General features: G+C 67.6%; 25 protein-coding genes. 10 read left to right on the forward strand and 15 right to left on the reverse strand.

From position 1 onward, the window contains the following. Nucleotides 1-20 precede the first annotated feature (20 nt). On the forward strand, nucleotides 21-878 hold the full coding sequence (locus M3G03_RS09765; protein WP_259809508.1) for a glycosyltransferase: 858 nt from the start codon (nucleotides 21-23) through the stop codon (nucleotides 876-878). 114 nt (nucleotides 879-992) lie between these two features. On the opposite strand, the gene M3G03_RS09770 is transcribed toward M3G03_RS09765, so the two are convergent. Continuing rightward, nucleotides 993-3,413: an esterase-like activity of phytase family protein gene (locus M3G03_RS09770; protein WP_259809509.1), complete on the reverse strand. Its 2,421-nt coding sequence runs from the start codon at nucleotides 3,411-3,413 to the stop codon at nucleotides 993-995. Between the two features lie 181 nt (nucleotides 3,414-3,594). Between M3G03_RS09770 and M3G03_RS09775 the strand changes: the two genes are divergently transcribed. The 5 genes from M3G03_RS09775 to M3G03_RS09795 all read left to right on the forward strand — a co-directional run bounded on the left by M3G03_RS09775 (nucleotide 3,595) and on the right by M3G03_RS09795 (nucleotide 8,893). After that, nucleotides 3,595-4,392, forward strand: a complete 798-nt coding sequence (locus tag M3G03_RS09775) for a LamB/YcsF family protein (RefSeq protein WP_259809510.1) — start codon at nucleotides 3,595-3,597, stop codon at nucleotides 4,390-4,392. After that, nucleotides 4,389-5,051: an allophanate hydrolase subunit 1 gene (locus M3G03_RS09780; RefSeq protein WP_259809511.1), complete on the forward strand. Its 663-nt coding sequence runs from the start codon at nucleotides 4,389-4,391 to the stop codon at nucleotides 5,049-5,051. The genes M3G03_RS09775 and M3G03_RS09780 overlap by 4 nt, the downstream gene beginning before the upstream one ends. Then, nucleotides 5,048-5,929: a biotin-dependent carboxyltransferase family protein gene (locus M3G03_RS09785; protein WP_259809512.1), complete on the forward strand. Its 882-nt coding sequence runs from the start codon at nucleotides 5,048-5,050 to the stop codon at nucleotides 5,927-5,929. The genes M3G03_RS09780 and M3G03_RS09785 overlap by 4 nt, the downstream gene beginning before the upstream one ends. A 148-nt stretch (nucleotides 5,930-6,077) precedes the next feature. Beyond that, entirely contained in the window at nucleotides 6,078-7,415 is a 1,338-nt protein-coding gene (locus M3G03_RS09790) for an aromatic amino acid transport family protein (protein ID WP_259809513.1), read from the forward strand. Between the two features lie 20 nt (nucleotides 7,416-7,435). Continuing rightward, nucleotides 7,436-8,893: an L-serine ammonia-lyase gene (locus tag M3G03_RS09795; protein WP_259809514.1), complete on the forward strand. Its 1,458-nt coding sequence runs from the start codon at nucleotides 7,436-7,438 to the stop codon at nucleotides 8,891-8,893. 390 nt (nucleotides 8,894-9,283) lie between these two features. Here the strand turns inward: M3G03_RS09795 and M3G03_RS09800 are convergent, their stop codons facing one another. Next, on the reverse strand, nucleotides 9,284-9,703 hold the full coding sequence (locus M3G03_RS09800) for a rhodanese-like domain-containing protein (protein WP_259809515.1): 420 nt from the start codon (nucleotides 9,701-9,703) through the stop codon (nucleotides 9,284-9,286). 142 nt (nucleotides 9,704-9,845) lie between these two features. After that, the gene (locus M3G03_RS09805; RefSeq protein WP_259809516.1) at nucleotides 9,846-10,679 is read right to left on the reverse strand and encodes an undecaprenyl-diphosphate phosphatase; all 834 of its coding nucleotides are present in this window, start codon (nucleotides 10,677-10,679) and stop codon (nucleotides 9,846-9,848) included. A 168-nt stretch (nucleotides 10,680-10,847) separates the two neighbouring features. Here M3G03_RS09805 and M3G03_RS09810 point away from each other — a divergent pair, with 168 nt between their 5' ends. The 3 genes from M3G03_RS09810 to M3G03_RS09820 are packed head-to-tail and all read left to right on the forward strand — an operon-like array spanning nucleotide 10,848 to nucleotide 14,019. After that, complete coding sequence (locus tag M3G03_RS09810; RefSeq protein ID WP_259809517.1) at nucleotides 10,848-11,642, forward strand: N-formylglutamate amidohydrolase; 795 nt, start codon at nucleotides 10,848-10,850, stop codon at nucleotides 11,640-11,642. Then, nucleotides 11,639-12,979, forward strand: a complete 1,341-nt coding sequence (locus tag M3G03_RS09815; protein WP_259809518.1) for a flavohemoglobin expression-modulating QEGLA motif protein — start codon at nucleotides 11,639-11,641, stop codon at nucleotides 12,977-12,979. Before M3G03_RS09810 ends, M3G03_RS09815 begins: the two co-directional genes overlap by 4 nt. Beyond that, nucleotides 12,976-14,019 (forward strand): glutathione synthetase, encoded by a 1,044-nt coding sequence (locus M3G03_RS09820; RefSeq protein WP_259809519.1) that lies wholly within the window; start codon nucleotides 12,976-12,978, stop codon nucleotides 14,017-14,019. The genes M3G03_RS09815 and M3G03_RS09820 overlap by 4 nt, the downstream gene beginning before the upstream one ends. 19 nt (nucleotides 14,020-14,038) lie before the next feature. On the opposite strand, the gene M3G03_RS09825 is transcribed toward M3G03_RS09820, so the two are convergent. From M3G03_RS09825 to M3G03_RS09870, 10 genes are all read right to left on the reverse strand, one after another. Continuing rightward, a complete protein-coding gene (locus tag M3G03_RS09825) occupies nucleotides 14,039-15,652 on the reverse strand; it encodes a serine/threonine-protein kinase (protein WP_259809520.1) in 1,614 nt (537 codons plus the stop codon). Between the two features lie 77 nt (nucleotides 15,653-15,729). Continuing rightward, a complete protein-coding gene (locus M3G03_RS09830) occupies nucleotides 15,730-18,309 on the reverse strand; it encodes a LysM peptidoglycan-binding domain-containing protein (protein WP_259809521.1) in 2,580 nt (859 codons plus the stop codon). Then, nucleotides 18,306-18,728: a TadE family protein gene (locus tag M3G03_RS09835; RefSeq protein WP_259809522.1), complete on the reverse strand. Its 423-nt coding sequence runs from the start codon at nucleotides 18,726-18,728 to the stop codon at nucleotides 18,306-18,308. The genes M3G03_RS09830 and M3G03_RS09835 overlap by 4 nt, the downstream gene beginning before the upstream one ends. Continuing rightward, entirely contained in the window at nucleotides 18,725-19,102 is a 378-nt protein-coding gene (locus M3G03_RS09840; protein WP_396121938.1) for a TadE/TadG family type IV pilus assembly protein, read from the reverse strand. Before M3G03_RS09840 ends, M3G03_RS09835 begins: the two co-directional genes overlap by 4 nt. Continuing rightward, a complete protein-coding gene (locus M3G03_RS09845) occupies nucleotides 19,099-19,281 on the reverse strand; it encodes a hypothetical protein (protein ID WP_259809524.1) in 183 nt (60 codons plus the stop codon). Before M3G03_RS09845 ends, M3G03_RS09840 begins: the two co-directional genes overlap by 4 nt. 74 nt (nucleotides 19,282-19,355) lie before the next feature. After that, complete coding sequence (locus M3G03_RS09850; protein WP_259809525.1) at nucleotides 19,356-20,270, reverse strand: hypothetical protein; 915 nt, start codon at nucleotides 20,268-20,270, stop codon at nucleotides 19,356-19,358. After that, entirely contained in the window at nucleotides 20,267-20,959 is a 693-nt protein-coding gene (locus M3G03_RS09855; protein WP_259809526.1) for a type II secretion system F family protein, read from the reverse strand. Before M3G03_RS09855 ends, M3G03_RS09850 begins: the two co-directional genes overlap by 4 nt. Before the next feature lie 161 nt (nucleotides 20,960-21,120). After that, the gene (locus tag M3G03_RS09860; protein ID WP_259809527.1) at nucleotides 21,121-22,674 is read right to left on the reverse strand and encodes a CpaF family protein; all 1,554 of its coding nucleotides are present in this window, start codon (nucleotides 22,672-22,674) and stop codon (nucleotides 21,121-21,123) included. Next, nucleotides 22,671-23,462 (reverse strand): hypothetical protein, encoded by a 792-nt coding sequence (locus M3G03_RS09865; RefSeq protein WP_259809528.1) that lies wholly within the window; start codon nucleotides 23,460-23,462, stop codon nucleotides 22,671-22,673. The genes M3G03_RS09860 and M3G03_RS09865 overlap by 4 nt, the downstream gene beginning before the upstream one ends. Beyond that, nucleotides 23,462-24,112, reverse strand: a complete 651-nt coding sequence (locus M3G03_RS09870) for an SAF domain-containing protein (RefSeq protein WP_259809529.1) — start codon at nucleotides 24,110-24,112, stop codon at nucleotides 23,462-23,464. The genes M3G03_RS09865 and M3G03_RS09870 overlap by 1 nt, the downstream gene beginning before the upstream one ends. 412 nt (nucleotides 24,113-24,524) lie before the next feature. Between M3G03_RS09870 and M3G03_RS09875 the strand changes: the two genes are divergently transcribed. Next, nucleotides 24,525-24,869 (forward strand): hypothetical protein, encoded by a 345-nt coding sequence (locus tag M3G03_RS09875; protein ID WP_259809530.1) that lies wholly within the window; start codon nucleotides 24,525-24,527, stop codon nucleotides 24,867-24,869. A gap of 310 nt (nucleotides 24,870-25,179) precedes the next feature. On the opposite strand, the gene M3G03_RS09880 is transcribed toward M3G03_RS09875, so the two are convergent. After that, nucleotides 25,180-25,398 (reverse strand): hypothetical protein, encoded by a 219-nt coding sequence (locus M3G03_RS09880; RefSeq protein WP_259809531.1) that lies wholly within the window; start codon nucleotides 25,396-25,398, stop codon nucleotides 25,180-25,182. Between the two features lie 23 nt (nucleotides 25,399-25,421). Then, on the reverse strand, nucleotides 25,422-25,861 hold a 440-nt coding region (locus M3G03_RS09885), incomplete at its 5' end, for a DUF3043 domain-containing protein (protein WP_259809532.1).

Consider the following 25,861-nt stretch of genomic DNA (forward strand, 5'->3'; position numbering starts at 1 on the left):
ATCGCTGGGAAGATGGTCGTATGAGCAATCATCCGTGGGACCGAGGGTTCGCCGGCCGCGTGAAGGCACTGCTGTACAGCAATCGGGGGACGCTGCTGCGTCCGCTGCACCGCGCGTTGACCTCGACGATGCTGTTCGGCGTCGGGGCCGTCGATGCCTGGCGCCACCGCGGGGAACAGCCCGACGCGAGGCTCGCGCAGGAGGTGACCATTGCGGTTAAGACCTTTGAGCGTCCCGAGGCGGTGAAGCGGTTCGTGCGCAGCGCACGACGCGTATTCGACGGACGGATCGTCGTCGCTGACGACTCACGCGAACCGTGGCGGACGAGCGAACCTGGTGTTGAGGTGGTCGAACTCCCATTCAATTCCGGCGTGACCAGGGGGCGCAATGCGGCCCTGGAGAGGGTCGAGACTCCCTACGTCATCGTGGCCGACGACGACCTCGTCTTCACCCACGGCACCGACTGGGTGCGGGCGCTGGACTATTTGGAGCGCAACCCTGAGGTGGACGCCGTGGCGCCGATCCTGGTCGAAGTCCCGCGGTGGTACACGATCATCTTCGACGACGACCAACTGTTCGCGAAGCGGAAGGACCCGTTGCGGGAACCGGGAGAGGTCATCGACGGGCTACCGGTGCGGCTGAAGACCCCGCAGGTGTACCTGGCGCGGACCGAGTCGATTCGCCGGATCGGGTGGGACGAGCAGATCCGCATGCTGGACCACAAGGACTTCTTCAGCCGCGCGAGCGGGGAACTGGTCTTCGTGCAGGACGAGGCGATCATGGTCTTCCACGCCCGGACGCCCTGGAACCGGGAGTACAACCGCCACCGCAACGACGTCGAGGCGGACCGGCGCTACCTGCAGCGAAAGTGGCGTTGAGCCTTTCCGGTTCCAGCACCTCCGCATCCTTGCCTGCGTCCCAAGCCCCTGCCCGCGATATGTCGCGAGCAGGGGCACACGTGTGAGGCACACGCGGGGAGGCGGGTCAGCTGGTCAGCGGCCGGTGTCGGGGAGCTTCGGGGGCTTCGGGCCCGTGGTGGGCTGCTCCGAGGTCGGGGCCGGGCTGGTCGGAGCTTCGGACGAAGGGGCCGAGCTGGACGGGGCCGGGCTGGACGGGGCCGGGCTCGACGGGGCCGGGCTCGACGGGGCCGGGGTTCCGGGGTCAGTGGGCTCCGAGCCCTGGAACAGCTTGCCCAGGTTCAGGAACACGGTCTCGCCGTTGTTGTCCTTGAGCCCGTCGTTGTCGGTCACGATGTACACATCACCGTTGGCGGCGATGGTCATGCCCTCGAGCTTCTCCTGGGTCCAGCCCCTGGTGGCCTGCAGGTCCGGCAGGACATCGCGGACCAACGTCTTGGCCAGCATGTCCCCGGCCTTCTGGTCGGCGGCGACGGTCACCTCGTAGATCCGCTTGATGCGGGCATCGGGGCCGGCCAGCTTGTCGCGCTCGATGACGGCCAGGCGCACACCGCCGGCAGCGTCCTCACCGACGTAGGCGATCTCCGACAGGCCCATCCAGTCGCCCTCGACGTCGGTCTTCTCCAGCTCGTAGCCGAAGGAGGTCCAGGTCTTCGACGCGAGGTCGTAACGGACGATGCGGGTGTTCTTGGAGGCGTCCAGGTCGCGCTGCAGGGCGATGTAGAGGGCCTTGCCAGCGGGGTCCGCGGTGATGCCCTCGATGCCCCACTTGCCCAGGGACGCGGCGATGTCGGCGGGCAGCGAGATCTCCTCGGTCACCTGGCCGTTGGCGTCCACGCGCACGATCTGGTTGGGGACGTCCTTGCCGTCACCCTCCGAACCGATCCAGAAGCCATCCTTGCCGCCCTTGACGGCGTAGAGGCCCTCGATGTCGTACTTGGTGGCCTTGCCGTCCTTGGTCACCGGCAGCGCCTTGGTGATCAGGGCGGGCTGCTTGTCGGTCTCGATGGTGTAGATCTTGTTCGGCTTCAGCGCCACATCGGAGGCCGAGTACAGCGTGTTGGGCTCATCAGACGCCGCCAGCGCACCCAGGGCCAGCCACGGCAGCGGCTTGCCACCGTCGTTGAGCGAGGTGATGTAGGGGTAGACCGGCTTGCCGGCGCCCAGCTCGTACAGGGCGACCGTCGAACGCACCGGAGTCCCGGGCTCGTCGACCTCGGAGGAGACGGCGAGCAGGTTGCGGCCGGGGATCGGCAGGATGCCCTCGGGGCCATTGGTGGTCGGCAGCATCTGCTTGTACACCGGCTTGGCGGGGTTGCTCAGGTCATAGACGGCCACGAAATTGGAGCGCTCCGAGCCGACGAAGGCGTAGCGGACGCCGTTGTAGGTGGCGACGGCCAGGCCCTCGGGCTCGGTGCCCTTCTTGGCGGCACGGGAATCGTCCCAGTGGCCGTTGGCGATGGCCTGGTACTCGAAGGAGTTGCCGGCGTCCCACACCTCGAGGCCGGTCATGGCCTGGAAGATGGTCCAACCGCGGGTGCCGCCCTTCCAGTCCCCCTCGTTGGCGGTGGCGACGTGGTTGTTGTCGACCCAGCCGATGGAGTCGGGCTCGCGGCGGGCCTCCACGGTGGTGCCGTTGAGGATGATCTGACCGTCCTTGGCGGTGTCGGTGTCGTGAACCAGGCTCACCCCGGCGCTCCAGGAGGACAGGACCTTGTGCGATGCGGCGTCCACGATCACGACGGCATTGTTCTCCTGCAGGGTGACGGCGATCTTCGAACCGTCGGGAGAGAACTTCACGTACTCGGGCTCAGGATCAGACGCCTCGACCAGGCCGGGCAGGCCAACGAGCGAGATCCTCTCGACCTTCCAGGTCGTGGGCAACCCGGCCAGGTCGATCACGGCCAGCTCACCGGCGGGGGACTGGGGCAGGTCACCCTTCTTGCCCTTGCCGAGGTCGTTCATCGCCTCCTCGTCGCGCTGGTTCTCGATGGCGATCACGGCCTGGTGGCCGGAGATGTCGATCGAGTCGGGCTGTCCGCCCAGGTCGATGCGCCGCACCTCGGCCAGGGTGGAGGCGTCCAGCACCGAGACGTGGCCAGAAGGCTTCGTGAAGTTGCCGTCGGTGGAGTCGACGACCACCAGCACATAACCCTCGTAGGCGTAGACGCTGGTCGGCTCCCCGCCCACGGCCACGGCGCCGAGCGGCCGGGGGTTGGTCGGGTCGGTGATGTCCATGCGGCCCACGCGCTTGCCACCGGCGTCGGTGTAGTACAGCGTCGTGCCGTCGGGGGAGACGGTGCTGATCTCGGCGACAGCGACCTCCGCCTTGCTGGCGTTGAGGTAGGCCGCGGTGGTCGAGACGCGCGTGAACGACGCATCGAGCTCGGCGTGGGCAACCGGCGCCGCGGCCAGCCCGAAAGCCAGCGCAGCAGCGGACGCGGTCGCGAGCACGCCCCGAGTAATGCCGGGGGAACGCGTGAAGCCGGGGGACATGGACCCTCCTGGGTGAACGGTGATTCGAACGAGAACGGTGATCGGGGGTGGAACTGGGTGGGCACAGGGTGCAGCCACTCGCGTGAATCCAACCGCACTTGTGTAACGTCCACGTGAACAGAGCGTGACCCTTCGGGTGCACCGCTCTGACAGGGCGCTGCCATGGGAGGAACGTTGTTCGGTGACCGTCGTTGATCTGAACGCTGATCTTGGGGAATCCTTCGGACGCTGGAGTCTGGGCGACGATGCGGGGATGCTTGGGCTGATCACCTCGGCGAACATTGCCTGCGGCTTCCACGCCGGTGACCCCCTGACCCTGCAGCGCACCTGCTCCGAGGCAGTCGCGAACAAGGTCGCCATCGGGGCGCACGTGAGCTACCGCGACCTGGCGGGTTTCGGCCGCCGCTTCATGGACGTCCCCGCCGACGAGTTGTACAGCGACGTCCTCTACCAGCTGGCCGCCATCGACGGAGTCGCGCGCACCGTCGGCGGCAAGGTCACCTACGTGAAGCCGCATGGGGCTCTGTACAACGCCATCGTCCACCACGATGACCAGGCGGACGCCGTGGCGCGGGCGGTGGCCGACTTCTCCGCCGGTCGCCAGGCGGCGGTCAGCCGGGCGGAGCCGATCGGCATCCTCGGCCTTCCCGGCGCCAAGGTCCTCGACAAGGCCGCCGAACTGGGCCTGCCCACCCACCGGGAGGCCTTCGCCGACCGCGCCTACACCGCCGAGGGGACGCTGGTCAGCCGGCGCCAGCCCGGCTCCGTGCTCCACAACCCCGCCGAGATCGCCGAGCGCGTCGTCGCGATGGTGATCGAGAAGCGCGTCACCGCCATCGACGGCAGCGAGATCGAAATGGACGCCGACTCGGTCTGCGTCCACGGGGATTCGCCCGATGCCGTCGCGATGGCCCGCGCCGTGCGCGAGGCGTTGGACGCGGCCGGTGTCTGCCTGCGCCCGTTCGTGAGCTGGACGTGATCCTGCTGCCCTGCGGGGAGAACGGCGTCCTCGTCGAACTGGACGATGGCACCGAACGCCGCCGGCTGGACAGCGCCCTGCGCCACGCAGCGGTGCCGGGCATCACCGAGGGTCTCATCATCGAGCAGGTGCCGGCCACCCGCACCGTGTTGCTCAGGACCGACAACCCGCAAGCCGTGGTCGATGCCCTGCGGGAGGTCGACATCCACAGCCTGCCCGAACCCGACGAGGGCTCCGCGGAGAATGTGACCATTCCGGTCAGCTACGACGGGGAGGATCTGGCGGAGGTCGCCGCCCTGCTCGGTATCACCCCCGCCGAGGTCGTCGAGCGACACACCGGCCAGGTCTGGACCGTCGAGTTCAGCGGTTTCGCACCTGGCTTCGGCTACCTGCTCGGCGAGCACCACAACCTGTCGGTTCCGCGCCGTTCCAGCCCCCGCACCCGCATCCCACCGGGATCGGTCGGCCTCGCGGGAGACTTCAGCGGCGTCTACCCCAAGGCGTCCCCCGGCGGGTGGCAGCTGATCGGACGCACCGAGGTCGCCATGTGGGACCCCGACCGCCAGGAGCCGGCGCTGCTCGCCCCCGGCAAGCGGGTCCGTTTCGTGTCCGTGGACGCCCCGGTGGGGGCCGACGTGGAAGCGGAGGGGACCCGATGACGACGATGCAGGTCCACGCCGCGGGTCGGTTGAGCCTGGTCCAGGACCTGGGACGCCCGGGGCAGGCTGCCCTGGGGGTTCCGCGCGGAGGGGCCGCCGACCACCGCTCGCTGGCGCTGGCCAACCGTGCCGTGGGCAACCCGGGTGAGGCGGCCGGTGTCGAGGTGCTGCTCGGCGGGCTCGAGGTCGAGTTCGACCACAGCACGGTCGTCTGCGTGACCGGAGCGCCGCTCGGGGTGACCGTCCACGGCAAGCCGGTCGCCTTCGGTGCGCCGGTGGTCGTGCCAGCGGCCCAGCGGCTCACGCTGGGGGCTCCGACGGCCTCCCTGCGCAGTTACCTCGCCATCCGGGGCGGCGTCTCGGTCCCGCATGTGCTGGGCAGCGCCGGGTCGAGTCCGACGGCCGGCATCGGACCGGCCCCGCTGAAGGCAGGAGACGTCCTGACCGTCGGGGCGGGGGAGCGCACCATTGCGGCCGGTGTCGGCAGCGAGCTGGTGGCCGCCATTGGCGATCCCCACGGTGACCTGGTGCTCATGGCGACCCTGGGGCCACGCGATGACTGGTTCGCCCCGACGGCGATCCGCTACCTGACCACCGCTCGGTGGAAGACCACCCCCCAGGCCGACCGTGTCGGCGTCCGGTTGGAAGGGCCGGTGCTGGAGCGGGCGGTGACTCACGAGTTGCCGAGCGAGGGTGTGGTGCCCGGGTCGGTGCAGGTGCCGGCGTCCGGACAGCCGATCGTGTTCGGGCCGGACCACCCGACCACGGGCGGCTACCCGGTGATCGCGGTGGTGCGGGAGGCCGATCTGGCGGCGCTCTACCAGGCCAGACCCGGCACTGGCCTGCGCTTCCGCGTCATCGCCCCCCGCTGGCACTGAGACCATTCCGCCACAAGCAAGGGGGGGCAGCCTCGCGATTAGGCCGGGGTCCCCCCGGTAACCAGATCACGGCAGGGTAACGTCGAACCGGCAGTTGACCACCTGTCCTGCCAAGACACATCACGTTGGCCCAACAGACAAGGACGTCATGAGCAACGCGGACAAGCAGTCGGCCGTACCCGAAGTCGACACACAGTGCAAGGATGTCGCCACCCCGGTCGGCACCCTCGCGGGGGCCGCCGAGCCCGACAACATCGGCATGACGGACACTCGTTCCCCGGCCGCGATCAACCGCAGCTGGGTGATCAGCCTGTTCGGCACCGCTGTGGGGGCGGGCATCCTTTTCCTCCCGATCAACGCGGGTGCCGGTGGCCTGTGGCCGCTGCTCGTGGTCACCCTCCTGATCGGGCCGATGACCTACTTCTCGCACCGTGCGCTGTCGCGGTTCGTGTGCCTGTCCCCGCGCCCCGGCGAGGACATCACCCTGGTCGCCAAGGACTACTTCGGCAAGGTCGGCGGCGGCCTGATCACCGCGCTGTATTTCCTGGCGATCTACCCGATCGTGCTGATCTACGGCGTCTCGATCACCAACACCGTCGACAGTTTCATCGTCAACCAGTTCCACGGGCCCCACATCCCCCGCGCGCTGCTCTCGCTGGTGCTGATCACGCTGATGATGCTGGTCATGATCTTCGGTGAGCGCCTGATGCTGCTGGTCACCGGAGCGATCGTCTACCCGCTGATCTTCCTGCTCTTCGCCGTCTCGCTGTACCTGATCCCGCAGTGGAAGCTGGGCAGCTTCACCGAGGCACACTCCTTCGGCACCACGCTGAAGTACATCTGGTTGATCATCCCGGTGCTGGTCTTCGCCTTCAACCACTCCCCGGCCATCTCGCAGTTCTCGCTGGCCATGCAGCGTGCCCATGGTGCCGACGCGGAGCGCAATGCCTCGAAGGTGCTCAAGCGGACCGCCTTGATCCTGGTCACCTTCACGATGTTGTTCGTCTGGTCCTGTGCGCTGACCCTGGGCAACGATGGCCTGGCCAAGGCTCGTGAGGAGAACATCACTGTGCTCTCCTACCTGGCCAATGTGAATGACTCCCCGATCATCTCCTTCGTGGGGCCGGTCGTGGCGATTGTGGCCATCGTGTCCTCCTTCTTCGGCCACTACCTGGGGGCAGCCGAAGGTGCCGAGGGTGTGGTCGCCTCGATTGCCCCGCACGCCAACAGGAAGGCCGTCAAGACCGGTGTGACCGCCTTCCTGTTCCTGACCACCTGGCTGGCCGCGATCCTGAACCCGAGCATCCTCGGCCTGATCGAGTCGTTGTCCGGGCCGGTCATTGCTGCGATCCTGTACCTGATGCCGATGTACGCCATCTACAAGGTCCCCAGGCTCGAGCCCTACCGCAAGCAGTTGTCGAACATCTTCGTCATCGTCATGGGCCTGGTGGCGATCTCCGGCATCTTCTTCACCCTCATCCGCTGATCTGCTGAAGGGAACGACTCATGGACGTCAGCCTGTTCGAACTGTTCAGTGTGGGGATCGGTCCCTCCTCCTCCCACACGAACGGCCCGATGACCGCCGCCTGTGACTTCGTGGATCGGCTCCGCGAGCAGGGTGGGCTCGAGCGCACCGCGCGCCTCGAGGTCACCCTCTACGGGTCACTGGCAGCCACCGGACGCGGCCACGGAACCTTCGGTGCGGTCCTGCTCGGCCTCGAGGGCAATCGCCCCGAGATCGTGCTGCCCGACCACGTCGACAAGCGCCTGGCCGAGCTCGACGAGGGCAGCCCGCTCATCCTGGGTGGGGATGGGCCGCAGCTGGACTACGGGATCAAGGACATGATCCTCCAGCCCAGGATCCAGCTGCCCCGCCACCCCAATGGCATGACCATCAAGGCCTTCGACGCCAACGATGAGCTGATCTACGAGCTCACCTCCTTTTCCATCGGTGGTGGCTTCGTGGTCCACGAGGGCGACGAGGATGCGTCCGGAGGCAAGTCGGACGCTGCGGGGGACCCAGCGACTGCAGAGAACTCGGGCGGCGCCTCGCCGGAGGCGTCCCCGCAGGGTCGCGACGTGCCCTACCCCTTCTTCAACGGTGACCAGCTGCTGGCACGTTGCCAGGAGAGCGGGCTCGACGTCGCCGGCGTGATGATGGCCAATGAGGCGAAGGGACGCAGCGAGGAGGAGGTGCGCGAGGGGGTTCTGCACCTGTGGCAGGTCATGGAGGAGTGCAAGAACAACTCCCTCAAGCGCAGCGGATGTCTGCCCGGAGGCCTGAAGACCCGTCGTCGCGCACCGGAATGGCACAAGCGACTCAGCATCTCCGACCCCGAGTTCGACATCTGGTCGTGGGTGGAGTGGGTCAACCTGGTCGCGCTGGCAGTCAACGAGGAGAACGCCTCCGGTGGGCGCATCGTCACCGCCCCCACCAATGGTGCGGCCGGTGTGATCCCAGCGGTCATCTTCTACGCCAACCACTACACCGACCGGGCCCGACAGGGGGGGCGCGCTGCCCGCCCGGACATCGTCGTCGACTTCCTGCTGGCGGCTGGAGCGGTGGGTGTGGTGATCAAGCAGCAGGCCTCCATCTCCGGAGCCGAAGTGGGCTGCCAGGGCGAGGTCGGCTCGGCGGCGTCCATGGCGGCCGCCGGTCTGGCGCAGGTGATGGGCGGGTCCCCCGACCAGGTGTCCAAGGCGGCCGAGATCGCCATGGAGCACCACCTGGGCATGACCTGTGACCCCATCGGCGGATTGGTGCAGGTGCCCTGCATCGAGCGCAACGCCATCGCCGCGGTGACCGCGGTGAATGCTGCGCGGATGGCGCTGATGGACCCGGAGGGTTACATGGTCAGCCTGGACCAGGTCATCGCCACGATGAAGTCGACCGGCGCGGACATGTCCTCGAAGTACAAGGAGACCGCGGAGGGCGGCCTGGCCGTCAACGTGCCCTACTGTTGACCGCCCCGGCCTTCACCGCACCCCGGCCTTCTCCGCACCCCGGCCTTCTCCGCACCCCGGCCTTCACCGGTTTGCCCGGGAAATATGCCCCTGCTTGCGACATATCGCGGGCAGGGGCATATCTTTCGGGCGAGCGCGCAGGGGGGCGATGGGGGACGCCCGGAGGCGCCGATCGGAGAGTTTCGCACGGGCGCGGGGATGTCCGACACGGGAGAGCAGCCCTGCGCAGGAAGCAACGCACGCACCCGCCCCAGGCGTCCCGGACCCATCTGATGGGAGGGAAGGATCGGCATGGCACCGCTCACAGAGAAGGAGACACGCGCAAGCAGTTCGCCGTGACCGTGAACGGCGCCTTCCACTGCACGCGTGCGGGGGTCGTGCTCTGAGTCATCAGTCCTTGGCGGGCAGCTCCTCGACGGGGTTGCCCGCCTTGCTCCACGCGGTGAAGCCGCCCTCCAGATGGGCAACGTCGTCGCGGCCCATGTCTTTCAGGGCCTTGGCCGACAGGGCCGAACGCCAGCCGGAACCGCAGTAGAGGAGCAGGCGACGGCCATCGTCCAGGGCGTCCTTGTAGTAGGGGGACTCGGGGTCGACCCAGAATTCGAGCATCCCGCGGGGGGCGCGATAGGCGCCGGGGATGGTGCCGAGCTTGGCCAGTTCGCGCGGGTCGCGCAGGTCAACGAAGAGCCAGTTAGGGTCGTCAAGCAGCTCCACGGCCCGCTCGAGCGGAACGGTCTCGACCTGCTCATTCGCGGCGTCCACGAGCGCCTTGGAGTTGGTGGGGAGCGGACTGCCGGGTTCGCGCGTCATCGGTGACCTCCACGGGGTGCGGGTGATGCGGACCACTCTAGGACGGCGTCTTGGCAGGGGCTAGGCTTGAGGCAATCGTTCAGCCCGCCCCGACCTCGGGAGTGGGCTGGATCTCTTTTCGAGCACCCTCACTATTCCGTGGCTAACTAACGGCCTGGACCGCGTCCAGTTGCCCGGTGATCAGCAGCAGCGCCACCACGGCGGCCAGGATCAGGCGGTAGATGACGAAGGGCTTGAAGTCGTGGGTGCTGATGTACTTCAGCAGCCAGTGGATCACCGCCAGGCCGATGGCGAAGGCGATGATGGTGGCCACGATCAGCGGGCCCCAGGCCAGGCGCGGGTCGCCGGGGACGTCCTTGAGCTTGAACAGCCCCGACATGAACACCGCCGGGATTGCCAGCAGGAAGGCGTACCGGGCAGCCGCTTCACGCTTGTAGCCCATCGCCAAACCAGCGGCGATGGTGCCGCCACTACGGGAAACACCGGGGATCAGAGCTGCAGCCTGGGCGAGTCCGTAGAGCAGGCCGTCCTTGACGGTGAGCTGGTCGAGATTCTTGCGGTTCGCGGCGTGGCGGTCGGCCAGCCAGATGATGATCGCGACACCGGCCAGCATCGTGACGGTGATCCACAGGTTGCGCAGGCCATGGTCGATCTGGTCCTTGAACAGCACGCCCAGCACGCCGATCGGGAGCGAACCGAGGATGATGAGCCAGCCCATCCGGGCGTCCGGGTCGCTGCGGTCGATCTTGCCGAACAGCGAGAGCCACCAGTGTTTGAGGATGCGACCGATGTCCTTGGCGAAGTACAGGATGACTGCGGTCTCGGTGCCGAGCTGGGTCACCGCGGTGAAGGCCGAGCCGGCGTCCCCGTCGAAGAAGAGCTGACCGGCGATCAGCAGGTGTGCGCTGGAGCTGATCGGCAGGAACTCGGTGAGGCCCTGCAGGATGCCCAGGATGATCGCTTCGGTCCAGCCCATGTGTGTCCTTCGGTTGAGGTGGTGCGTGACAACGATAGGCCCGAACCTGCCCCGGAGCGCACTCACACTCTGTCAGGCAGCTGATCCTGGCCCGTGGTCGTGGGTCGGGTCGGACGGAATGGTCCATAGTCCGGTGCCGCCATGGGCTGCGCCGATACCGTGGGACGCATGGACCTGAGCACAGCATGGACCTTCCACGGCCGCTGGCAGGGGCAGGTGGTCGCCACTGCGATCCACACTGGTCACGACCTGCGGCCCGAGGTGGCGCAGGCGATGGTGCTGCCCGAGGACGACCGGTTCCGCGAGGAGGACCCGTTCACCGACGAGTTGAGCGCCCGGATCGCTGACCGGGTGGTGGTGCACCGTTCCCGTTTCGAGGTCGACCTCAACCGCGGCCCGGCCGACGCGGTGTATGCGACGCCTGAGCAGTCCTGGGGCATGAAGGTCTGGCATGCGGACGCCCTGGACCCCGCAATCGCTGAGGTCTCCCTGGGGCAGCGGCAGGAGTTCTACCAGGAACTGGCCGCGCGCCTGGACGAGATCGCCGCACGCGGCCCCTTCGTGCTGTTCGACGTCCACAGCTACAACCACCGCCGCCACGGACCCGAGGCCGAGCCCGAGCCGCAGGCCGACAACCCCGACATCAACCTGGGCACCGGATCGATGGATCGGAAGAAGTGGGCGCCGGTGGTCGACACCTTCCTGTCGACCATGGCGGAGGGCATGGTCGATGGGCGTCCGCTTGACGTGCGCGAGAACGTGAAGTTCCAGGGTGCCGAGATGTGTCGGTGGGTGCATGAGCGCTACCCGGACACCGGCTGCGCGCTCGCCATTGAGTTCAAGAAGATCTACATGGACGAGTGGACCGGCCAGCCCCATCCCGAGGTCATCGGTCAGCTCGCCGACAGTTTGGGACGCACGGCCGAGGCGCTGGTGCCGGTTCTGCGCGGCGGCCTCGGATGAGTCCCGAACTGGTGGAGGAGCCCATCGAGGGCATTCACGTGGAGGGGCCAGCGCCCCTGCCCGCCGACGCCGCCGGAGGGAACACGTCTGCCGACCGTGGCCAGGCCTCCCAGCAACCGGCTCCCCAGCAAGAGGCACCCCAGCAGCCGGCACCCCAGCAGCCGGCCCGGGGGAGCGTCCCGCTTTCTGCGTCGGACCTGGCGATCGACCACCAGATCGCCCAGATCTCGACGAGCTTTGAGTTCTTGACCTCCTTGACACCGATCAACTCGGCGGAGGCCCGGCGGGCCTACCTCAACGAGGGCATCGCTCCGGTCTTCGAGTACCCCGAGTTGGCTGTCGACCCGGACGTGGTGGAGGAGCAGCTCAAGGGGATCGACGTCAGCACGGTCGAGGACCCGATGGTCCGCCAGCTGCTCAGCAGCAAGCACCGCGAGCTCGAGCTGCAGGTCGACATGTTGCGCGCTCGCGACACCGAGGACTTCCTGCCGCTGTCGATCGAGCTGTTCGGCAACATCTCGCCCCGGCTGCGTGAGCGCGCCGAGAAGCTGCTCGACTGGGTGCCTGACAAGCCCGAATCCATCGACCAGGTCGATGCGGAGGAGTTCCTGGCCCTGGCCCAGGCCGAGGTCGACCACTATCGCGGACTGGACTCGAGCCTTGCGATGCACGCCGAGATCACCGAGGACGCCGCCGGTGTCATGGTGCAGGGCGACACGCTGCTGGTGCCCCCGACCACGCATGTGGAGACCCGACGTGCGAACGCGCTCATCCAGCACGAGGTCGGCACCCATCTGGTTACCCGCGCCAATGGTGCCGCCCAGCCGCTGAAGGTGATGGGCGCTGGACTGGCCGGCTACGACGAGACCCAGGAAGGCCTGGCGGTGCTCGCCGAGATCGCCTGTGGTGGCTTGACGGCACCCCGGCTGCGCACCCTGGCCGCGCGCGTGGTCACTGTGCACCGGCTGGTGGAGGGGGCCAGTTTCGACGACTGCTTCCACGCGCTCACCAAGGCCGGGTTCAGCGGGGTGTCGGCCTTCACCACCACCATGCGCGTTTTCCGCTCCGGCGGTTTCACCAAGGACGCGGTCTACCTTCGCGGTCTGACCGACATCCTCGACCACGTCGCGGCCGGCGGACGTCTGGACCTGATGTGGCTGGGCAAGTTCAGCCTGCACGACCTTCCGCTGGTGGAGGACCTGTGGAATCGTGGCATTCTCCACGAGCCGCGGGTGTGCCCCCACTACCTCTCGGACCCCGAGGCCGAACCGCGCATCCAGCGCGCGGCACATGCTGAATCGTTGATCGACATCTTCCAGGAAGGACCCCACGAATGAGGATCGGATTCGTCGTCAACGACGTTCACACCGAGGACGCCGGCTACACCACCACCCGGCTCGCCATGCAGGCCCACTCCATGGGCCACGAGGCCTACCTGATGGGCATCGGCGACTTCACCTACGAGACCGACGGCTCGGTCGCCGCCCACGGTCGCACCTGTGGGGGCAAGAGCTATCGCTCCCTGGAGCGCTTCCTGGCCGACGTGCAGCGTCCCGAGCGTGACGAGATCATCAACATCCACGACTTCGACGTCGTGATGCTGCGCTCCGACCCGGCGGTAGACGCGACCGACCAGCCCTGGGCCAACAATGCCGGCGTCGCCTTCGGACGCCTGATGGTCGCCGGTGGGGTGCTGGTCGTCAACGACCCCACCAGCCTGGCGCACGCGCTCTCCAAGGCCTACTTCCAGCACTTCCCCGAAGCCGTGCGCCCCAAGACACTGATCTCACGCGACCAGGAGCGGCTCCAGGAGTTCGTCAAGGACCTCGGTGGGCGGGCGGTGCTCAAGCCGCTGCAGGGATCGGGCGGGGCCGGGGTCTTCCTGGTCACCAAGGAGGAGGCCCCCAACCTCAACCAGATCATCGAGGCCATCGCCCGCGATGGCTACGTCGTCGCGCAGGAGTACCTGCCCGAGGCCGCCGAGGGCGACGTGAGGATGTGGCTGATGAACGGCGAGCCGCTGAAGGTCAATGGCAAGTACGCGGCCTTCCGTCGCCGCAATGACACCTCCGACATGCGTTCCAATGTGTCGGCGGGCGGTTCCGTGGTCGAGGCGAAGGTCACCGACACGATGCTGGAGATCGCCGACATCGTGCGGCCCAAGCTGGTGGACGACGGCATGTTCCTGGTCGGCCTGGACATCGTCGGCGACAAGCTGATGGAGGTCAACGTTTTCAGCCCCGGGGGCCTGGGCATCAGCCAGAAGCTCTATGAGGAGAACTTTGCCGAGGCAGTCATCGGTGACCTGGAGCGCAAGGTGGGGATGAGGCGCCACTACCCGACTGGGGTCACGAACAAGTCGCTGGCCACGCTCTGAGCGTGGCGTCCAGGCAGGATCAGAAGTAGTCGTCGGCCTCGTCGAGGGCCTCGCGGATCTTCTCAGCCTCGTCCTTGGTGATCTGCCCGGACTTCTCCCGGTCGTCGATCATCTTCTTCAGATTGTTGAAGGAGTTGTCACGCTGGGCGGTGTTGCCCTGCTGCTGGGCGGCCATCACCGACTCCCATTCCTTGAGCAGGTCGTTGGACGCCGTGGGGTCGGCGACGGCGACGATGCTGGAACTCACCGCCTGGTTTGCGCTGGTGGCGTTGTCGGTATTGCTGGGTTCGGTCGGCGGGACGCTGGAGGCCATCGTCTGGGTGGTCGCTGGCGGGCTGCTGGGCGGTGTGCTCTCCGGCGACGGCGTCGGGGTGGCGGTCTCTGTCTTGGTCACGGTGGCGGTCGGCGAGGGCGTCGGTGTCGGTGTCGGTGTCGGTGTCTGTGACGGCGACGGGGTCGCTGAGGCGGTCGGTGTCGCCTGGGGGGTGCTGGAAGGCGGCGGTGTGCTGGGGGGAGCGGTGGTGCTTTCGTGGGTGACCGACGGTGTCGGGTTCCCGGTGACCCCACGCTGGGGCTTCTTGTCGCCGAAGGGCTGTGCGATGGCGAAGTAGGCGCCCACCGCGATGACCAGCGCCATCAGCGTCATGATGATGGGCGCGGCGAGGTTCTTGCGGCGGTCATCCTCCTCGGGGGAGACCGGGGGCACCAGGACGTTGTCCTCCACGTGCGGGGTGGTCGGGGCGACGCTGGCACCTGCAGCCACGGGAGGGATGAGGCGGGTGGTCACGTCCTCGGGCAGGACTGCGGCCGGGACCGTCGACAGTTGGGCACCGTCTAGGACGGCCGCGACCTGGTTCAGGTCGGGCCGATCATCGTGATCCTTGGCGAGCAGGCGGGCAACCAGGTCGTCGATGTCGTGCGGGGTGTCGGCCCGCACCTCGCTCAGGCGCGGGGGAGTGTCATAGACCTGGGCGCGGACGACGGCGATCTGGTTCTCGGCGGTGAACGGCGGGGTGCCGGTGGCCATCGCGTAGAGCAGGCAGCCCATCGCGTAGGCATCGCTGGCGGGGGTGACCTTCTGGCCCTTGGCCTGCTCGGGGGAGATGTAGGCCGCAGTACCGATGGTCATCGAGGTCTGCGTCAGGCCGTCGGCTGCAGCCTCGGACAGGCGGGCGATACCGAAGTCGAGCACCTTCGGGGTGTTGCCCTCGAACATGATGTTGGCCGGCTTCACATCCCGATGGATCACACCATTGGCATGGGCCGCGGCCAAGCCGGCGGCCACCCCGGACCCGATCTGGCGGATTTCGGACCACGGCATCGGGCCGTTGTCCCGGAGGCGCTGGCGCAGGTCGCCGCCGCCCAGCAGCTCCATGACCAGATAGGCACGTTCCCCATGCTCATCAGTGCCCGCATCAAAGATGGTGGCGACGTTGGGGTGGGTGATACCCGCCATGGTGACTGCCTCGCGCTCGAAGCGCGCGCGCACGGTCGGATCCTCCCCGGTGAGGGCGACCAGCTTCACAGCGACCTCGCGGCGCAGGGTCAGGTCGAGGGCCTTCCACACCTCACCCATGCCGCCCCGCCCGAGTCGCTCCAGGAGTTCATAGCGTTCGGCGATGACATCAGACACGCTTCCATCCTTGCAGGCCCGGCGAAAACTCGGGCGGTAGTCGACGGGACACCGCCTTCGGGCCATGGGCCGACCGGTCAGGCGCGTCGGCTGCGTGCCTGCCCCTCCACCACTTCCTGGAGGAGGGTGACGGTTTCCTCCAGAAGGTCCACACCGACCAGCCGCGCATGACGGGTCAGGTGGAGCCGTAGCCGATCGACTTCGGCGTGGTCGCCGGTGAGGTGGGCGACCTTGATCTTGATGCCCATCAGAAGTTCGTCCTCAGGGGCTGCCTTCAGCGCGCGGTTGGCCGCCCATCGGGCTGTGTCCAGGTCCTGCTGGGAAAGGGCGCGTTGCCCCAGCTCCACGCCGACGTCGCGGATGGCCGACACCATGTCGCTGCGCCACTCCTCGGCCCAGTGCCATTGTCCCGGTGCCGCGTCCGCCAGGGGTGCCCCTCGGACCAGGGTGAGCGCATCGACGAGTGCCTGGCTGGAAGCCCGATTCGCCCCACCGGATACCAAGGACTCGAAGTCCTCCCAGTCGCAGCTGACCGAAGGGTGGAGGCTGATCCGGCCGGTGTAGGCCTCGGGGAGGTAGGGATACCCCTCATCCGAGGCACCGAGCCACGTGCGGAGTCGGCTCATGTTGGAACGGCGTGTCGTCTCGGCGATGAGGAGAGCCTGCACCATGGCGGAAGAGGACAGCCCCGGATTCTGCAGGATCCAGCCGCAGTACTCCAGACATTGGCGCACGGCTCGACTCGGTTCCGGGCCGCGAGCGCCCCGCAACGCCACGGGACCCAGAACCATCAGCTTCGGTGACTCGTCCATCGTGGAGTCCTTCTCATCGTCGGCGGGCAGGACAACTTGCTCTCTGGCAGCGAGCCGGGTGGGCTCGTCGATCCCTTCAGGGGGGTGGTGCCACCACGGCGCCGGTTCGGTCCTCGTGTCGAGCGCGGCACCATTGAGCTGGATGAGGGCTCGTCGGGCCGGCTCAGAGATCAGCTGCGGGGTGAAGGAGACCTCGCGCCCGTGTACCGACGCATCGGTTGTCGACACCTCTACGACTTGGAGGGCTGCGGATGACCGTTGCGTGATGACGGCCGACATCTTCGGGTGTGGATGTGAGGAGATCGTGTCCATCTCGGCGGAGGTCAGGTGCTCGCTGAAGAAGTACACCTCGGGTGCGCTGTCATCTTGCGCGGACTCGAACTGGCGCCGCTGCTCAACCGTCTCGACCCACCGTGAGACTGCGTCGTGGGAGGATTCCGCGACAGTCAGGCAGGGGTGGTCCAACTGGCTCACCCAGGCAAGTGAGGGACCCGAGACAACGCAGTGGACGGACTGGGACCACTCAGCACACACCATGGACGTCACCAGCCCCCCCAGGAAGTCGTTGGTGCACTCCCGCTCACCAAGGACACTCGTGACCCGTTCAGCGCCAAGGTTGAGCAGGAAGGGATTCCCGTCGATGTCCCCGGCGACTGCGGAGGTGCACGACACCGGCCGGTCTCTCTCCGGGTTCGCCAGATGACCCAGCGCCGTCTCGAACTGCGTCGCTTCGTGCCCGGGGTGGAGGACTCTGCGACCGACTGGCCGGCCCATCTGCTGTTGACGCCGCCGAAGGGCCAGGAGCGTCAGGATCGCGGCGGCCGTGCCGGCACCGACCTGACCAGTGATCTCGCGCGCGAGCTGCGACGCGGCCAACTCGGGGGACGGTTCCCTCGCGGTGGAGGCCGGTCCTGCAGGAGGCGCGTTGGGGGTCGGCTCTGGCGCCGAGGTGGAATGGCTGCTGGGCAGGTCGTCGTCGGGGCGTGTAGAACCCGGGGCAGGTTCGGTCTGCTCCTCGAGCACCATCGGCGATTCCGCGGCGTTCTGGCTCTGCGGCGCGGGCGCCGGGTGGGGGATGAGAAGTCGCCAGCCGATCTCGATCTCATGCGGGTTGTCCACCAGAGCCTGGTTCGCAGCGGCGATTTCCGGCCAGCGATCACCGTCTCCCAGATGCTTCTGGGCCAGGCCCCAGAGGGAGTCTCCCGCCCTCACCGTGACCACGGTGCCTCCAGCCGGGTCGTCCAGCGGCAGTGTCGTTCCGGCGGGGAGCAGGATGGCACTTCCCACCGCCGGGGCCTGGTGGGTGGCACTCGGATTGAGCTGGGCCAGTTCGCGCCACCGCGATCCGTCACCCAGATATCGATCGGCCAGGCTCCAGAGGTCCTCGCCGGGCTCCACCCGATGTACGTCGTGACCTGCGGTGCTCGCGGTGGGCTCCGCGTGGGGGGCCGGTTGATCGGCCGTAGCCAGCTGCGTCGCCGTGATGGGGGGCGCTGCTGGTGGCGCGGCCATCGCGTGCGCCCGCATCGTGGACATGGCGAGCACGGCGGCGACAAGGACGGACGTCATTGGTCGCACCCAACTGGTCGCCCGAGGGCGCCACGAGATGCCTCCACGCGTCAGCTGATGCACCAGGTCGCTGAGGATCTCGACCACGAGGGCGAGCCAGAGAACCCAACCAGCCAATGTGGCTGCAACCGAGACCAAAGACCCGTCGTCAGGTTGGAGGAGGCGGCCCAGCACGTGCGGATCAATGCGTCCCACGTGGAGAAGAAGGATGGGCACACCGACGACGAGGAGCAGCAGGACCAGCAGCGAGCCCAGTCCTCGGGCAAGATTTCTCATCGTCGCCTCTCTCGGTAGGTGTCCAGCGGGGCAGACGCCGTGACGGTGATGGTTCGGTGGCCGGGGAGCCCCGGGACGATCAGGTCGCCCAACGGGATGTGGCACGTGAGGGTGACCGTGATGGAGGCCGGTTGGCCGGCCGGGATGGTGAATCCGCTCAACTCGCTGCTGATCTGGGGGTGGGGGCAGGCAGAGCGGTTCGCCTGGACGACCTGACGAATCTGCTGTTCGGCCGAGCTCGCGGATCTCGCCAGGCTGCCCGCCCTCGCGGCCGCCCCCGCCACCTGGTGGAGATCCGTGCGGGTCTGCCAGACGCGGAAGCCGGCCACCATGAGGGAGAGGATGATGACCACCGCCGGTAGGACGAGGGTGGCCTCCACCGCTGTGCTCAGCCCCCGCGATGGGCGGGCGGGAGTCACGGCCGCTCCAGCGGGATGCTGGCTGTTCGGCTGACACGACCCTGGCCGAAGTTCAGGAAGGTGTTCGCCGATGCTGTCACAGTCACCACGGCCATGCCGCCGGTGCGGTGCACTCGCACGTGGACGTTCTCCAGCCCGCCCTGCTGGGCGATCTGCTCAGCCACAGTGCGGCCGGACCCAGCGGGGGCCTGGAAGAGGGCCTCCGCCTCGGCCCCGGAGATCGCAGCCTGACCCGCACACTGACGGGCCTGCAACCACACGGCCGCCTGCACCAGACCCACGATCGTGAGCATGATGACAGGCGCCAACAGGGCCCACTGGATGGATTGGGTCAGACCACGATCGCAGTGGCCTCGGCGAAGTCCTCTACTCACTTGGGCAGGTTCTTGGTCACGTAGGCACCGACGGTGACCAGGACCGTGGCGGCCAGGGCCGCAGCGCCTGCAAGCAGGACGGCGTTCTCCGTGGACTGGGAGAGGCCGCGCTCATCCTTGCGAGGGGGAAGGGTCAAGGTCACCCAGGTGAGCAACAGGAAGGCGAAGAAGCGATTCATGGAATGGATCCTTTCGAAGGGGTGGTGTGCAGGGTGTTGTCCGGACAGGCGAAGGTGTTGTCCGTTCACGGAGGCTAGGAACTCAGCATCCGTAGCAAAGGGGGAGCCAGCAGGATCAGACCGAAGACCATCGCAGGGATGACCATCCAGATCGTCAGCGACTCACTGACGCGTTGTGCCTCGATCTTCTGGGCCATCAGATGGCTGTCACGAAGTTCCCTGAGACGGGCCCGGAGGGTGTCTCCGAGCGCTGCGCCCTGTTCATCCAGACGCATCACGTCCGCGATGTCACGCAGCGCGGGCACCTCCAGCCGGTTGGCGACCTCCTCCAGGGCCTGCCAGGCCGGTCGCTGCTCCAGCCGGGTCCGCTCGAGGGAAGTGCGCAATTCCCTGAAGAGCACGTTGTCCGAGAGGACGGCGGCTCCCGTGAGCGCCTGGGAGGACGACTGATTCGCGAGTCTCTCGAGGACCACGAGGTCGATGTAGGTGAAGACCGCCTCGTTGGCCGCCGTCTGTACGAGGGCGCCAGCACGACGGAGCCTGAGGTTGGGGACGAACCACCCGATCACCAGGCCCAACACCGTCAGCGCCCCGGGGAAGGAACCGAGGGGCGCACCAATCGCCCAGCTGAGTGAGGCCGCGACCCCCGGGGTCAGGCCCACGATGAGTGAAAGAACCAACTTCTCGGCCATGAAGTCACCGACGCTGCGGGCCTGCACGTGCAGCATCGTCAGAATGCGTTCGTCCTGTGGGAAGCGGCGAGCCAGGAGGCTCCCTGTTCGGTCCATGAGGCCCGCACCCTCGGGCGCGGCGGTCGTGACCTCGAGGCTCCGAGGGGGGCCGGAGCCTCGGCCGAGGGCGTCCGAGAGTCGCACCGGGCGCTGCCGGAGGCCTGTGAGCACCAGGAAGAGACCGCCGACGAGGATGCCACCCCCCAGCAGGGGGAGCAGGTTCCACCAGGGGAGGAGCCCGGGGAGAGAGGCGCTCATGGTCGAGCTCCCGTCAGGATTCGTTCACGCCGAGGCGGAGTGGTGCGCAATCGCAGGACCACCAGCGCGCCCACGTAGAGCAGCAGCAGGAGTGCCAGGATCACCTGGCCCAAGGGCGTCCCATAGGGGGCGAAGAAGCTGCGGCCCAGGAGGAGTGCCACTGCGAGGACGACCAGCGTGATGGTGGTGACCTGCCGGACGACGATGCGTGGCTTGGCGCGTTCGGCCTCGACCTCGCGGAGCGCGCGCAGCCTGTCCTGGGTTGATTCGGCGAGCCCCTTCAAACTCTCACTGGCTCCGACCCCGCCGCGCTGGGAGGCGAGGATGAGCGCGGCGATCACTGCATCGGCGTCCGGCGAATCGAGGTCGTCGGCCAGCCCACGGAGCGCGTCCGTGCTGGACCATCTGGCCTCCATGCGGCGCACCGCCAACTGGACCGAGTCCGAGATGACTGCCGGTGCCTGCTTCCGGGTGGCGCGAATCGCGTCCGGAACCGACTTCCCGGTTGAGATGGAACTGGCCAGCAGGCGAACCCATTGGTCGAGCGCCTGCAGCAGGGCGATGTCGTGCTGCGGTGGAGAGCTGAGCAACCAAGGGAGCCCCAGAACCACTGCCGGGACAAGCGCGAGCAACACGACCCACCCCGTCACCGCGAACACGATGACACCTGCGGCCAGCGCAACGCCCACCAGTGTCTGCCACCTCCTGCCCAGTTCCTTCCAGCGTGTGCGAAGGGTCCTGGACGAGCCGCTGTGGCGCACTCTGCCAGAAGTAGTGGGTTGCAGGCCCAACACAATGAGCAGAACCCCGAGGCATGTGGCCAACCCCGAGGCGAGGACCAGGGAGCCGCTCATCGGGCGACCTCGACCGGCAGGTCCGGCACGTCCGCCCGGGGTAGTTGCATGAACTCTGCCAGGTCATCGAGCACCTCAGGGGTGGGATGGAAGAGTTCGGGGTCCCCGCCGCTTCCGGCCCGGTAGAGGAGGTGGGTGGTGGGTCGGCCGCTCTCCATACCACCGGTCAGGATCCTGACTTCGGAGATGAAGCGACGCCGTTTGCCGCCGCGCCACGTGTCATCGACGAGTTTGACGTGGATGAGGAAGTGGAGGTTGTGGGCGATCTGACGGAAGGCCTCATCCATCGTGATCACGCCGCCCTGCGCGACGCGGGAGGCGAGTCGATCGATGGTGGACGCTGCCGAATGGGAGTGGGTCGTGCTGAGGCTGCCGGCGCCTGACTGCATCGCCTGGAAGAGGGCTCCGGCCTCCTCTCCGCGGACCTCACCCACGACGAGGCGGGTCAGGTTCTGGCGCAGGGCCTCGGGGATGAGGTCGGCGACCGTCCAGGCGCCCAGGCTGCGGCCATCCACCTGCTCGCCCAGACCCACTCGTGCCTGGAGAGCCAGCATGTTGCGGCGCCGGGGTTGCAAGTGGGTCAGGAGTTCGTAGTCAGTCTCCAGGGTCCCGAAGCGTTCGGTCTCGGGAATGGCGTCGATCAGCGCGCGGAGCAGGGTCGTCTTGCCAGCGCCCTGGTCTCCTGAGATGACCATCGACTTCCTGGCCAGGACGCCAGCACGCAGGACGTCGGCGAGTTCGCCGGGGAACATGCCGGCCGCAACCAGGTCGGTCAGGCTGACCTCGGTGAGACGGTGCTGGCGGATCGTGATGGATGGGCGGTAGCTCAGTCCGAAGCCGATGGCGTGCAGGCGAAACCGATTGCCCAGGGCGATGGTCATCATCGGATGCGCATCGTCGAAGGGGCGTGGAGGCGATGCCGTTTCACCCAGGAACCGAATCGCCTCGACGAGTTCCTCGTCGCTGTCAGCGACCGGGGCGTGCTGCACTCTTTCGCCGGTGGTGTATTGGACCATGACAGAGTCCCAGCCGTGGATCTCGATGTTCTCGGCTTCCTCGATGTCGAAAAGCGGTTGCAGCCGTCCGTAACCGAAGATGGCCGAGTCCACGGCCACGCGGTAGGCGCTCTCGTCGGAGGCATCCCACAGCTGATGGCCTGCGGTCGCCAACTCCTCAGCTCGATGACGGACGACCTGCGCGATGACGCTGCGCCCCAGCATGTGACGGTCCTCGGGGCTGAGGGGACGCCGGTGCTCTGCCTCACGGGAGGTGAATGCCTCGGTCATGTGTTCAGCGGCCCGACGACGCATGATCACGACCTCGGCCCAGTCAACGCGGCCGGCTCCCTCTGTCGGATCAGTGACTGGGGATGCGGGTGGGGTCGGAGTCGGGTCGGCGTCGGTCTCCCGACGCGCTCTGCGCGACTCACCGGAGATCTCGGCCCGGGACGGCAGGGGAGGGGCGTCCAGACGGGCCAGTGCCTGACTGAGTGCCTGCTGGGTGTCCAACTCCTGGGGGAGCGGTGCAGGGATGGGAAGTGCGCGCCTCATGCCGACCACCGCCCATCGCCGACCACATCGTCGCGTTCGTCGAGTCGGTCGTGGACTGCATCATGAAGTCGTTGCGCTGATCGTGCAAGGCTGCTCACGAAGCCACCTCGATCGAAGCGACGTGGCCGGGGGCCGGCATCGCTGAGCACCGCAGCATCCAGCGGCGCCCATTCCACCTGGACGTCCACCGGGATCGAGAACTGCGAGGAGATCTCTGCGGCCGAGTACGGCCGGCCGGAGCCCACGAGGGCGAGCCCGATCGAGCACGAGGCGGAGGTGCTCTCGACTCGATCCTTCATCTGGGGCAGGTGGACGCCCAGACCTGCGAGCGATCGGAGGCTCGAACGGGTCGTCATCAGGAGGCGGTCGGTGCTGCGCACCAGGTCGAGTGGCGGTCCCTCCGGGCCGCAGCGGCCCATGTCGATGATCACGTCACGGTCGGGAAGGTGGTGGAACTCCTCGGCAAGCGCCGCCCATCCCGTGAAGATCCCTGCCGCTCCGGGTTGGGTGAATCCTGTGAGGATCCGGACCCGACCAGTCGCGTCGAGCTGTTCAGCATGCTCCAGGACCTGCTCCCTGATGGAACCCTGGCGACGCACGCTGTGGAGCAGGCCCATCATTCCGCCGACCCCATGGCGTCCACCGAGGAAGCCGGTGGAGATGGCCATGGGCGCATCGCGGTCGCAGTCGGCCAGGAGGACGGGCCGTGGCCACTGCAGAGCCAGTCCCAGTGCCGTCGTCGTGGTGCCCGGGGCGCCGGTTGCCGAGCAGAGCATGATCACAGCCATCAGTTGGTCCGAACCACGACGAGACGACCGGACGCCGCCAGAGCTGCGACCTCTGCTGCTTGCGCGTCCTTCAAGTTGATGTCCATCACCCAACTGGCCCCGTCGGGCAAAGCGACAGGGGCAGTAGTCACCGTGGCGGGATAGGTTCGCGCGGCTTGTCCCGGTGTCTCGTTGCCAGCGGCATTCTGAGCGGCGGCCGCCGCGGCTCCGCGGGCCCCGGGGGCGTCCACCTCCACCAGGAGGACCCTGGTGCCGGGCGGTAGTGCGGCGACTGGGAGTCGGCCCGCCTCGAGCTTGAGCCCCAGCAGCGATGTACCGGTGGGTACTGCGGCCTGCCCCACCATTCCCGGGCCCACGAGGCTGTTCGCCGGAAGGTCGACAAGGGCAGTCTGGCCCACCAGAGCGGACAGGTCCGTGGACGGAATGGTCTTGATCCCCGGAACCGCGCCGATCGTGATGACGGTGAGATCGGCCTGGCTCACCGTCTCGCCGCGAGCAACCGTGCGGCTCATCGCCACGACGCTGGCGGTGTCGTTCAACTGCGAGAAGGCCATCGAGATGCCCAGCGAGCCCAGAACAGCACACAGCAGCCCCAGGACGATCAGTCGCGGACTCCGGCGTCCGCGCAGACTCGCGGCAGGTGCGCGCATCGGCTGGGGGTTCGCTGCGGGCGGCGTCGCTGGGGTTGACGGCCACACTCCGTTGTTCTGGCTCACGAGCATTACATATGCCACCGGAAGGGTCAATTTCGAGAGCTGATGCACAATCTGTGGACAAGTTCTGGCTTCGTTATTGAAAAGTGACCGGCTGTTCATCTCTCCGACAGCCAGATCCCGATGAGTGGACGCCGGGACTGCGCGGTGTGCCGTCTGCCCGTCCCGGCGCGTGAACCCGACTGCACTGTGGAGGCATGAGCACAAGACCGAGGCAGGATCCATGGCCTCGCCGAGCTTTCACCGCTTGACCGAGATGGTCGAGACGCACCCAGATCGAACGAGTTCGGAGCCGCCCGGCCCGGTGCGTTACCCTCGACGGAGCCCGATCGTCCCCAAGGAGAACGCCATGTCCGAGCACCACGCGCGCCCCTGGCAGCGCGGTCTGCACATGGCCATCATCGTCCTGGGGCTGGGGATTGCGCTCTTCGGCGTGGTCTGGTTGACCACCGGCAAGGTCACCTGCCGCGGCGTCGAGATGCAGCCTGGCGACGTGTGCACCAAAAGTTCGTTCACCGACCTGACCACCACCCAGACGCAGAGCTATGAGCAGCGGCGCCACGCGATGCGCCAGTCCCAGCCGACGGTGATCGGGTCCGGACTGGTGATCGCCGGCTTCGGTGCCCTGATGCTGTGGCGTTCGGGACGCCCACCGGTCAGCGCGGAGGAAGAACGCCTCCTCGCCCGGCACTGATCCTCGGCTCAGTCACCCGTGCCGGGACGGGCAAACCGCAGCAGGGGCACGGAACGGCCCCGGGGCGGGCCGGTGGTCGGAGCCCGTGGACGGGGTCGAGCAGGATGTCAACCCGGCTAGCCAACGCGCTGTTCACCGTAGTTGTCCACAGGCCGTCCACGTCTTTCCACACCTTGGAGAAGGGCGGAACGTCAACGAAAACCCGCCTTCCTGGCCGCGGGAGGGGGTGGTTGTCCACAGCTTCGGCGTGTCGGCTGTGGAGAACCCGGCGACACGCGCAGTCAGTGCGTCCCGAACCGGGGCGAAGCCATCACTCGGCGGCCAGTGACATCGGCCCATAGACGAGCCGATCCTCCTCGTACAGTGAGACCTGGTCGACGCCCAGGTCGGTCAGCTTCAAGTAGTTCTCGGTCAGCCACGCCTCGGCGGCGGCCTGATCCTCGAAGCGCTGGCCGATGCCGGCGCCGGTCAGGTCGTCGGGAGTGACATCGGCGCCGGCGCCGAGTTCGGCGTCCCAGTACCAGGCCATCTCAGTTCTCCTGTCGCTGGAGCTCAATAGGACTCGCCACGCTGGACGCGCGGGGCAGGGTTGCGGAAGCGGCGGATGCTCATCATGCGGGAGTTCATCTCCATCAGCACGCCGCGGAAGTTGGGGTTCTTGACGCGCTCGTGGGCCTCACGCTTGTACCCACGCCAGAACAGGGTGGTGTTGAGCAGCCAGGCAGCCAGCAGCACCAGCATCGCGATCATGATGACCATCTGCACAGTGGCCTGGCGCGGGAAGGCGAAGCTGAAGGCCATGAAGACCAGCATCACCGGCAGCACGAACTCGGTGACGGTCCAGCGCGAATCGACGTAGTCACGCATCAGGGCGCGCTCCGGGGAGGACTGCTGGCGTTCCCAGGCACCCTCGCGCTGTTCGCGGCGGGCGGCGGCCGCCGCGCGACGTCGCTCCTTGGGGGTCTGGTTGGGGTGGAGCCGCGCCATGCGCT

This window comes from Aestuariimicrobium sp. p3-SID1156 (genome assembly GCF_025144225.1).
GTDB lineage: Bacteria > Actinomycetota > Actinomycetes > Propionibacteriales > Propionibacteriaceae > Aestuariimicrobium.

Coding starts and splice junctions, on each gene's coding strand:
- M3G03_RS09765 (WP_259809508.1), top strand. CDS start 21: ATGAGCAATCATCCGTGGGACCGAGGGTTCGCCGGCCGCGTGAAGGCA.
- M3G03_RS09770 (WP_259809509.1), bottom strand. CDS start 3,413: ATGTCCCCCGGCTTCACGCGTTCCCCCGGCATTACTCGGGGCGTGCTC.
- M3G03_RS09785 (WP_259809512.1), top strand. CDS start 5,048: ATGACGACGATGCAGGTCCACGCCGCGGGTCGGTTGAGCCTGGTCCAG.
- M3G03_RS09790 (WP_259809513.1), top strand. CDS start 6,078: ATGAGCAACGCGGACAAGCAGTCGGCCGTACCCGAAGTCGACACACAG.
- M3G03_RS09795 (WP_259809514.1), top strand. CDS start 7,436: ATGGACGTCAGCCTGTTCGAACTGTTCAGTGTGGGGATCGGTCCCTCC.
- M3G03_RS09800 (WP_259809515.1), bottom strand. CDS start 9,703: ATGACGCGCGAACCCGGCAGTCCGCTCCCCACCAACTCCAAGGCGCTC.
- M3G03_RS09805 (WP_259809516.1), bottom strand. CDS start 10,679: ATGGGCTGGACCGAAGCGATCATCCTGGGCATCCTGCAGGGCCTCACC.
- M3G03_RS09810 (WP_259809517.1), top strand. CDS start 10,848: ATGGACCTGAGCACAGCATGGACCTTCCACGGCCGCTGGCAGGGGCAG.
- M3G03_RS09815 (WP_259809518.1), top strand. CDS start 11,639: ATGAGTCCCGAACTGGTGGAGGAGCCCATCGAGGGCATTCACGTGGAG.
- M3G03_RS09820 (WP_259809519.1), top strand. CDS start 12,976: ATGAGGATCGGATTCGTCGTCAACGACGTTCACACCGAGGACGCCGGC.
- M3G03_RS09830 (WP_259809521.1), bottom strand. CDS start 18,309: ATGAGAAATCTTGCCCGAGGACTGGGCTCGCTGCTGGTCCTGCTGCTC.
- M3G03_RS09845 (WP_259809524.1), bottom strand. CDS start 19,281: ATGAATCGCTTCTTCGCCTTCCTGTTGCTCACCTGGGTGACCTTGACC.
- M3G03_RS09850 (WP_259809525.1), bottom strand. CDS start 20,270: ATGAGCGCCTCTCTCCCCGGGCTCCTCCCCTGGTGGAACCTGCTCCCC.
- M3G03_RS09860 (WP_259809527.1), bottom strand. CDS start 22,674: ATGAGGCGCGCACTTCCCATCCCTGCACCGCTCCCCCAGGAGTTGGAC.
- M3G03_RS09865 (WP_259809528.1), bottom strand. CDS start 23,462: ATGGCTGTGATCATGCTCTGCTCGGCAACCGGCGCCCCGGGCACCACG.
- M3G03_RS09870 (WP_259809529.1), bottom strand. CDS start 24,112: ATGCGCGCACCTGCCGCGAGTCTGCGCGGACGCCGGAGTCCGCGACTG.
- M3G03_RS09875 (WP_259809530.1), top strand. CDS start 24,525: ATGTCCGAGCACCACGCGCGCCCCTGGCAGCGCGGTCTGCACATGGCC.
- M3G03_RS09880 (WP_259809531.1), bottom strand. CDS start 25,398: ATGGCCTGGTACTGGGACGCCGAACTCGGCGCCGGCGCCGATGTCACT.